The organism is Cronobacter sp. HA18003, assembly GCF_011605905.1.
GTDB lineage: Bacteria > Pseudomonadota > Gammaproteobacteria > Enterobacterales > Enterobacteriaceae > Cronobacter > Cronobacter sakazakii.
In genome coordinates this window covers 1-4495 of record NZ_JAANQO010000010.1, presented here as the reverse complement: position 1 = coordinate 4495, position 4495 = coordinate 1, and the positions used below count along the sequence as shown (strand labels likewise).

Genomic DNA, 4495 nt, shown 5'->3' with positions numbered 1-4495 from the left:
GAAGTGGGACCCGCACTGTTTATCAGCCTGCTGATCATCACCCTGTCCTTTATTCCTATCTTTACCCTGGAAGGTCAGGAAGGACGTCTGTTTGGCCCGCTGGCATTCACGAAAACGTACTCCATGGCGGGCGCGGCCGCGCTGGCCATCATCGTCATTCCGATTCTGATGGGATTCTGGATCCGGGGGAAAATTCCTGCAGAGACCAGTAACCCCCTGAACCGGGTACTGATCAAAGCGTATCATCCATTGCTGTTGCGGGTTCTCCACTGGCCAAAAACAACCCTGCTGGTTGCGGCCTTGTCCATTTTCACCGTTATCTGGCCGCTGAGCCAGGTGGGCGGTGAGTTTCTGCCGAAGATTAACGAGGGCGACCTGTTGTATATGCCGTCGACCCTGCCGGGTGTCTCTCCGGCTGAAGCTGCAGCGCTCCTGCAGACGACGGACAAGTTAATCAAAAGCGTTCCTGAAGTGGCCTCTGTATTTGGCAAGACCGGTAAAGCAGAGACCGCCACGGATTCCGCACCGCTCGAAATGGTTGAAACCACGATCCAGCTCAAACCTGAGGATCAGTGGCGTCCAGGCATGACGATTGACAAGATTATTGAAGAACTCGACAGGACCGTCCGTTTACCGGGGCTGGCAAACCTCTGGGTGCCGCCAATCCGTAACCGTATTGATATGCTCTCAACCGGGATCAAAAGCCCGATAGGTATCAAGGTGTCCGGAACGGTTCTGTCCGATATCGATGCAACGGCGCAGAGTATCGAAGCGGTCGCCAAAACCGTACCCGGCGTAGTGTCTGCTCTCGCAGAGCGACTGGAAGGCGGGCGCTACATTGATGTGGATATCAACCGGGAAAAAGCCTCCCGCTACGGAATGACGGTGGGCGATGTGCAGCTGTTCATCTCATCAGCCATCGGCGGCGCGACGGTAGGGGAAACGGTTGAAGGCGTGGCCCGGTACCCGATTAATATCCGCTATCCGCAGGATTACCGGAACAGCCCGCAGGCCCTGAAACAGATGCCGATCCTGACCCCGATGAAGCAGCAGATCACGCTGGGCGATGTTGCGGATATTAAGGTCGTTTCCGGGCCGACTATGCTGAAAACGGAAAATGCCCGTCCAGCCAGCTGGATTTACATTGACGCGCGCGGCAGGGATATGGTGTCGGTGGTTAATGACATTAAAACGGCGATCAGTCAGAAAGTGAAACTGAGACCGGGTACCAGCGTGTCATTCTCCGGACAGTTTGAACTGCTTGAGCATGCCAACAAGAAACTGAAGCTGATGGTGCCGATGACGGTGATGATCATCTTCATCCTGTTGTATCTGGCATTCCGCCGGGTTGATGAAGCCCTGCTGATCCTGATGAGCCTGCCGTTCGCCCTGGTTGGCGGGATATGGTTCCTGTACTGGCAGGGCTTCCATATGTCTGTCGCAACCGGAACGGGGTTTATCGCTCTGGCCGGGGTGGCAGCAGAGTTTGGCGTGGTCATGCTGATGTATCTGCGTCATGCCATTGAAGCGCACCCGGAATTGTCCCGTAAAGAGACGTTCACACCGGAAGGCCTTGATGAAGCCCTCTATCATGGTGCCGTACTGCGTGTCCGGCCGAAAGCCATGACCGTGGCGGTGATCATTGCGGGTCTGCTGCCAATACTCTGGGGAACCGGTGCAGGTTCAGAAGTCATGAGCCGTATCGCGGCACCCATGATTGGTGGGATGATCACGGCTCCGCTGCTGTCCCTGTTCATTATTCCTGCCGCCTACAAATTAATCTGGCTGCGCAGACATAAAAAAAGCGTGTCCTGAACCTGAAAGGGCACCCCCTGTGGGTGTCCTTCTTTACTGATTCACCCTGACGTCAGGGTTTAAATCGATAATATACAGAGGTGAGTATGAAAAAAGTGGTTCTGATGGCGCTGGCTCTCGGCCTTTCACTGCCCGCGATGGCGAGTGAAAAAGTGATTGATATGTACAAATCTGAAAACTGTGGCTGTTGTTCCCTGTGGGGCAAGGCGATGGAAAAAGACGGGTTTGAAGTACGAACTCACGTCATGAATGATCAGGCGCTGTCAGCCCTGAAAGAAAAGCATGCTATTCCTGCAGGACTGCGAAGTTGTCATACCGCGGTTGCCGGTAATTTGATCATTGAAGGCCATGTGCCTGCGACAACGATACATAAGGCAATGCAGTCTGGTTCAGGTATATACGGTCTCGCCACCCCCGGTATGCCAGCAGGAAGTCCTGGAATGGAGATGGGAGCCCGAAAAGAGGCTTACGATGTTATCGCATTCTCACCGGATGGAAGTAAAAAAGTCTTCCAGCGAATCGAATAGTCAGCGGAACGGCTGATAACGGGACGCCGGTAGCAGGCACTCCTGTGCCGGCGATATTCGTGGTAATCGCATCCATGACATACCCTGAAGACAGAAGATGCTTCGGTATGCATAAGGAGAGTTACTGTGAAAAATGACAATGCAGTGCAACACAACAACCAGACTGCTTCTGAGCAGACATTATCCCCGGACGAGGGCCACGTATTGCATAAGGTGAGAGATCCCGTGTGCGGGATGGCCATCCTGCCCGACAGGGCGCACAGCAGCATTCGATACCAGGACCATCAACTTTATTTCTGCTCCGCCAGCTGTGAGAGTAAATTTAAAGCCCATCCCGATCGTTATCTTACCGAAGATGCCAGTGAACATTCCCATCACCATCACCACGATCATCACGAAGTCAGCCCTGATCAGATAAAACAGCCTCACCACCAGGCGGAAAAAGAGAATTCTGAAGGTGTGTGGACATGTCCGATGCACCCGGAGATACGCCGCAGTGGTCCCGGAAGCTGTCCTGTCTGTGGAATGGCACTGGAGCCGCTCGTAGCTACGGCATCCACGGGGCCGAGTGATGAACTTCACGACATGACAAGACGCTTCTGGCTGGGGTTGTTGCTGGCGTTTCCGGTTCTGGTACTCGAAATGGGATCTCATCTGTTTCCCGAGTTGAGGAATACAGTACCGCCACAGTACAACACATGGCTGCAGCTGCTTCTGGCCTCCCCTGTCGTGTTGTGGTGTGGCTGGCCATTCTTCGCCCGGGCCGGAATGTCGTTACGTAACCGCTCCCTGAATATGTTTACCCTTGTTGCAATGGGGACCGGCGTAGCCTGGGTTTACAGCGTCATTGCAACCGTCTTCCCCTCCTGGTTTCCTGCATCGTTCAGAAACATGGATGGCCTGGTGGCCGTTTATTTTGAAGCCGCAGCAGTTATTACGGTGCTTGTTCTGCTGGGACAGGTTCTTGAGCTGCGGGCACGGGAACAAACCTCAGGCGCCATTACTGCGCTTCTGAACCTTGCCCCCAAAACCGCCAGACGGCTGGATCATGACGGTCATGAAACGGATATTAATGCGGAAGATGTCCTGCCTGGCGATAAGCTCCGCATCAGACCTGGAGAGAGTATTCCGGTCGACGGTATCGTGATCGAAGGCAAAACAACCGTTGATGAATCGATGGTGACCGGGGAATCTATGCCGGTTACCAAAACGGAGGGTGACCCTGTCATCGGGGGGACCATTAATCAGACAGGGAGTCTCATCATCCGTGCAGAGAAAGTCGGTGATGAAACAATGCTCTCACGAATTGTTCAGATGGTCGCTGATGCACAGCGTTCGCGTGCCCCCATCCAGAGAATGGCTGACAGCGTTTCAGGCTGGTTTGTTCCTCTGGTGATACTTATCGCGGTTGTTGCTTTCGTGATCTGGTCTGTCTGGGGGCCCGAGCCCAGGATGGCGCACGGTCTCATTGCGGCTGTGTCGGTCCTGATTATTGCCTGTCCCTGCGCGCTGGGGCTGGCCACGCCGATGTCGATAATGGTGGGGGTGGGCAAAGGAGCCCAGGCCGGGGTGTTAATCAGGAATGCCGAAGCCCTTGAGCGTCTTGAAAAAGTGGACACGCTGGTTGTCGACAAAACAGGCACGCTCACGGAAGGTTCGCCTACGGTGACAGGGATTATCAGTCTCAATCCGGGTGGGGAAACATCTCTTTTGCGTGTAACAGCCGCAGTGGAAAAAGGCTCGCAGCATCCGCTGGGTATGGCAGTAGTTAAAGCAGCACAGGAAAAGGGGATCGCAATACCCGCAGTCACTCATTTCGATGCACCGTCGGGTAAAGGTGTCTCAGGCGATGTCGAAGGTCAACGGGTTGTTATTGGTAATGAACTGGCTATGCAGGAAAACAGTATAGTTATTGATAATCAAAAGGCCGTTGCGGATACGTTGCGGATGGAAGGCGCTACCGTTATCTATGTGGCCACAGACGGGGACCTTGCAGGCCTGATAGCTATCTCGGATCCCGTGAAAACAACCACGCCGGATGCGCTTAAAGCTTTGCGTCAGGCGGGGATCCGCATCGTTATGCTCACCGGGGATAACCAGCTTACTGCTGAAGCAGTCGCACGGAAACTGGGAATAGATGAGGTTGAAGCCGG

Annotated in this window: 2 protein-coding genes and 1 pseudogene; all 3 read left to right on the top strand. The window is 54.2% G+C overall.

Features of this window, described 5'->3' with window-relative positions:
- A pseudogene (silA, locus tag G6041_RS01030) lies at positions 1–1815 on the top strand (Cu(+)/Ag(+) efflux RND transporter permease subunit SilA); the annotation flags it as partial.
- An 86-nt stretch (positions 1816–1901) separates the two neighbouring features.
- Positions 1902–2342, top strand: coding sequence for a DUF411 domain-containing protein (locus G6041_RS01025; protein ID WP_000758228.1), 441 nt, complete (start codon positions 1902–1904; stop codon positions 2340–2342).
- Between the two features lie 126 nt (positions 2343–2468).
- Positions 2469–4495 (top strand): heavy metal translocating P-type ATPase (locus tag G6041_RS01020; protein ID WP_024144542.1); only part of this gene is annotated, 2027 nt, incomplete at its 3' end.

What these genes read in the sequence shown, in the direction of transcription:
- G6041_RS01025 (WP_000758228.1), top strand. Translation starts at nt 1,902, where the DNA reads ATGAAAAAAGTGGTTCTGATGGCGCTGGCTCTCGGCCTTTCACTGCCC.